The 4,377-nt window shown below is 66.5% G+C and carries 4 protein-coding genes and 1 pseudogene; 1 reads left to right on the forward strand and 4 read right to left on the reverse strand.

Annotated elements, in window-relative coordinates; all coding sequences use genetic code 11:
• The 4 genes and pseudogenes from dnaG to rpsU form a co-directional block, all read right to left on the reverse strand.
• The coding region (gene dnaG, locus JCM9942_RS11285; protein ID WP_054659733.1) for a DNA primase at window positions 1-1,312 on the reverse strand (1,312 nt) is incomplete at its 3' end.
• Between the two features lie 57 nt (window positions 1,313-1,369).
• Window positions 1,370-2,265, reverse strand: a pseudogene (locus tag JCM9942_RS11290) (YihY/virulence factor BrkB family protein).
• 252 nt (window positions 2,266-2,517) lie between these two features.
• Complete coding sequence (locus JCM9942_RS11295) at window positions 2,518-2,964, reverse strand: GatB/YqeY domain-containing protein (RefSeq protein WP_054659735.1); 447 nt, start codon at window positions 2,962-2,964, stop codon at window positions 2,518-2,520.
• Window positions 2,965-3,110: 146 nt separating this feature from the next.
• Window positions 3,111-3,326, reverse strand: coding sequence for a 30S ribosomal protein S21 (gene rpsU / locus JCM9942_RS11300; protein ID WP_002808376.1), 216 nt, complete (start codon window positions 3,324-3,326; stop codon window positions 3,111-3,113).
• 198 nt (window positions 3,327-3,524) lie between these two features.
• Between rpsU and tsaD the strand changes: the two genes are divergently transcribed.
• A partial coding sequence (tsaD, locus tag JCM9942_RS11305; RefSeq protein ID WP_054659737.1) for a tRNA (adenosine(37)-N6)-threonylcarbamoyltransferase complex transferase subunit TsaD occupies window positions 3,525-4,377 on the forward strand: 853 nt, incomplete at its 3' end.

The following is a 4,377-nucleotide window of genomic DNA, read 5'->3' on the forward strand; positions in this document are numbered from 1 at the left end:
GCACCGTGTTGCGCGCGGCAGGACGCGGGGCGGCGGGCATGGCGCCGGAGGTGCTGCCGATACCGGTCAGGCGCGCGAGTTCCTGTTTCATCAGGTCGGCAAAAGCGCCATCGGGAATCTGCGCCAGCATCGGCCGCGCGCGCTCGGCCAGGCGTGCCTTGCCGTCGAGCGTGCCCAGGTTGATCTCGCGGGTCAGCTCGTCGAAGAAGAACTGCGACAGCGGCGTGGCCTGTTTCAGGCGCGTATCAAAGCCCGCGGCGCCTTCCTTGCGCACGATGCTGTCCGGGTCCTCGCCATCGGGCAGGAACAGGAAGAACGCCTGACGGCCGTCCTTCATGCGGGGCAATACCGATTCCAGTGCGCGCCAGCCGGCACGGCGCCCGGCGGCGTCCCCGTCGAAGCAGAAATACACATCCGGCGCGTTGCGGAACAGCAGCTCGGCATGGTCCGGCGTGGTTGCCGTGCCCAGCGTCGCCACCGCCTGGGTGACGCCGAACTGGAACAGGCTGACCACATCCATGTAGCCCTCGACCACGATCAGCCGCTCAATCTTCTGGTTGGCCTGGCGCACCTGCCACAGGCCGTACAGCTCGCGCCCCTTGTGGAACAGCGCGGTCTCGGGGGAGTTGAGGTACTTGGGGCCGTCGTCCTTCTCGAACACGCGCCCGCCGAAGGCGATGACGCGGCCGCGGCGGTCGAAGATCGGGAACATCACCCGGTCGCGGAACTTGTCGTAGACGTGGCCGCGGTCGTTCTTGGAGAACAGGCCGACGCGCTCGAGCAGCTTCATGCGCCGCTCGTCCTTGCCCAGCGCATCCTTCAGCGCGCTGTAGCCGTCCGGTGCGTAGCCGATGGCGAAGCGGGTGCGGGTGTCGGCGTCCACGCCGCGGCCATCCAGATAGGCGCGGGCCTTGTCGCTGCTTTCCAGCTGCTTCTGGAAGAAACGGCTGGCCGCATCCAGCGCCGAGTACTGGTCGCGGCTGTCGTCCTGCTGCTGCGCGGTGCGCGCACTGGTTTCGCGCGGGATTTCCATGCCCACACGCTTGGCCAGTTCCTCCACCGCATCGAGAAACTCGAGGCGGTCGTAATTCATCAGAAAGCTGATCGCGGTGCCGTGCGCGCCGCAACCGAAGCAGTGATAGAACTGCTTGGTCGGTGAAACGGTGAACGAGGCCGAGCGCTCGTCATGGAACGGGCAGCGCGCCGCGTACTCCTTGCCCTGGCGCTTGAGCGGCACGCGTGTGCCGACCACCTCGACAATGTCGGTGCGGGCGAGCAGGTCGTCGATGAAGGCGTCGGGAAGTCTGGCCATGCGGCGAAAGAACACACCACCGTAAGGCGGTCATGGCAAAAGAGTGATGCAAGTGTACTAGGGTGCGGTGGCCCCGGCAGGCGCGGTGGCACTGCTGCGCGCGACATGGGCGCGTTCGTCGATCACCGCGGTGATCAGCGCACCGGCGAAGAACACCACGCTGGCGTAGTAGACCCAGACCAGCATGATCACCAGTGCGCCCATCGAGCCGTAGGCACTGCCGGGCGCGGTATTGGCCAGGTACAGGCCGATCGCGTAGCGGCCAAAGGTGAACAGCGCCGAGGTGATGGCGCCGCCGAGAAAGGCCTGGCGCCAGTCGACCGGGCGGTCGGGCAGGTAGTGGTAGAGGAAGGCAAAGCCCAGCGCGTACAGCAGCAGCGTCGTGGTGTAGCCCACCGCCGGCAGCAACGAGGGCAATTGAGCGAAGACCACCTGCAGCGCGGTGGTGGCGACCATCGAGACGATCAGCAGAAAGCCCAGCGCCAGCACCACGCCGGCGGAGAACACGCGTTTCTTCAGCCAGCCGGCAAAGCCGTCAAAGCGGGTCGAATCGGTACGGAAAATCAGGTTCAGTGCCGCCTGCAGCTGCGCGAACACGACGGTGGCGCCGATCAACAGCAAAGCCAGGCTCCAGATCCCGGCCAGCGAGCCAGATCGGGCTGGGCGCGGGCATTGGCGATCACGGTCTGCGCCACCGCGGCCACGCTGGGCCCGGCCAGCGACACGATCTGATCGATCAGCGCCTGCTGCGCGGGCGGATACAGCGAGGCGGTCAGCCACAACAGCAGTATCAGCAGCGGGGCCAGTGACAGCAGGGTGTAGAACGCCAGCGAGGCGGCCTGGGTCATCACATCGGTGTCGATGAAGCGACGTACCAATGCGGCCGGCAGGCTCTGCTGCAGCCGCTCCAGGCGGGATTTGAAGGTGTGCAAAGCGGGGCGGCTCGCTGGCATCGGTGGTCTCGGCTGAAGGCAGGGCGTTGTTCTAGCAAAACCGGGCGTGGGCCGGGATGAAACGAGGGTGCCGGGCGTGGTGTTGGGGATTGCGTGGCGTTGCCGCCGTAGGGGCGGGAAGGCAGGTTCCGGAGCGTGCTTCATGTTCCCTGCCGAGGGCTCCGGAGCGTTGTGCTGGCGGGTCTGCGGCAGTTGCGCAAACGACAAGGCCCGCGTTGGCGGGCCTTGTCGGGACAGCGCGGGCGGGCCGGTTCAGCCGGCAAAGGCCTGCTTGACCAGCTTGGACACCAGGCCCATATCGGCCTGGCCGGCCAGCTTGGGCTTGAGCACGCCCATCAGCTTGCCCATGTCGGCGGCGCTGCTGGCGCCGGTTTCGGCGATGGCGGCGGTGATGGCGGTCTGGATCTCGGCCTCGCCCATCTTCGCCGGCACGTAGCGCTCGATCACCCCGATCTCGTCGCGCTCGATGGCGGCAAGGTCTTCACGGTTGGCGGCTTCGAACTGGGTCACCGAGTCCTTGCGCTGCTTGACCATCTTGTCGAGCACGGCGATCACCGCGGCGTCGTCCAGCTCGATGCGCTCGTCCACTTCCCGCTGCTTGATGGCCGCGTTGATCAGGCGGATCACGCCCAGGGAGTGCTTGTCGCCGGCCTTCATGGCGGCTTTCATGTCATCGGTCAGCTGTTGCTTCAGGCTCATGGATCACCTCGTTGCGGGATCGGGAATACGGTGAGGCGCTGGGAATAGTCAAGCGCCGCGAACGCGAAAAGCCGGCCACGCTTGCGCGTGCCGGCTTTTACTCCAGGACGGAAGGCCAGAGCCCCCCGTTCAGGAGTCACGTACGATCAGTACAGCCGCTGACGCTTGGTAACGTCACGCGAGGAACGACGCAGCTGGCGCTTCACGGCAGCAGCAGCCTTGCGCTTGCGTTCCTGGGTCGGCTTTTCATAGAACTCGCGCTTGCGGGTTTCGGCCAGCACACCGGCCTTTTCGCAAGTGCGCTTGAAGCGGCGGAGAGCAAACTCGAAGGGCTCGTTCTCGCGGACTTTAACGCTGGGCATGGAATCTCCGGGACACAATGAAACCGGGTCACGCCCGGCGAGCCGCGCATTATATCGGCTTTGGCGAGCCATGCAAGAGGGCAGGGCCAAGCAGGTCATCCGCCTACGCGCGGCCAGTGGCTGCAAGCCCGCCACTGCAAGGCTGCGGGCGGATCTTGATGCATCGCCAAGACCTCCGCGCAGGTCCACAATAGTGGCATGAAAGTTCTCGGTATTGAATCATCCTGCGATGAGACCGGCGTGGCGGTGTACGACACCGGCCTGTCCGGTGCGGCGGCGCTGCGCGCCCATGCGGTCTACAGCCAGATCGCGCTGCACGCTGAATACGGTGGAGTGGTGCCGGAGCTGGCCAGCCGCGACCACGTCCGCAAGACCCTGCCGCTGATCCGGCAGACCCTGGACGAGGCCGGCATCGCCATGTCCGAGATCGACGGGGTGGCCTACACGGCTGGGCCCGGTCTGGTCGGCGCGCTGCTGGTGGGTGCCGGGGTGGCACGCGCGCTGGCCTGGGGACTGGACGTGCCGGCCATCGGCGTACACCACATGGAAGGGCACCTGCTGGCGCCGCTGATGGAGGATGATCCGCCGGAGCCGCCGTTCGTGGCGCTGCTGGTGTCCGGTGGCCATACCCAGCTGATCGCGGTCGACGCGATCGGCAGGTACCGCCTGCTCGGCGAAACCCTGGACGATGCCGCCGGTGAGGCCTTCGACAAGACCGCCAAATTGATGGGTCTGCCGTATCCGGGCGGGCCGCAGCTGGCCCGGCTGGCCGAGACCGGTACGCCCGGGCGTTACAAGTTCGCCCGTCCGATGACCGATCGCCCGGGGCTGGATTTCAGTTTTTCCGGTCTCAAGACCCAGGTGTTGCTGGCCTGGCGCGACAGTGACCAGAGTGAGCAGACCCGTGCCGACATCGCGCGTGGTTTCGAGGATGCGGTGGTCGACACGCTGGCCATCAAGTGCGGACGTGCGCTGGATGCGGCCGGCTGCGATGTGCTGGTGGTCGCTGGCGGTGTCGGCGCCAACAAGCGGTTGCGCGCCAAGCTGCAGA

It is taken from the genome of Stenotrophomonas pictorum JCM 9942 (assembly GCF_001310775.1).
Taxonomy (GTDB): domain Bacteria; phylum Pseudomonadota; class Gammaproteobacteria; order Xanthomonadales; family Xanthomonadaceae; genus Stenotrophomonas; species Stenotrophomonas pictorum.

What these genes read in the sequence shown, in the direction of transcription:
- JCM9942_RS11295 (WP_054659735.1), bottom strand. Translation starts at nt 2,964, where the DNA reads ATGAGCCTGAAGCAACAGCTGACCGATGACATGAAAGCCGCCATGAAG.
- rpsU (WP_002808376.1), bottom strand. Translation starts at nt 3,326, where the DNA reads ATGCCCAGCGTTAAAGTCCGCGAGAACGAGCCCTTCGAGTTTGCTCTC.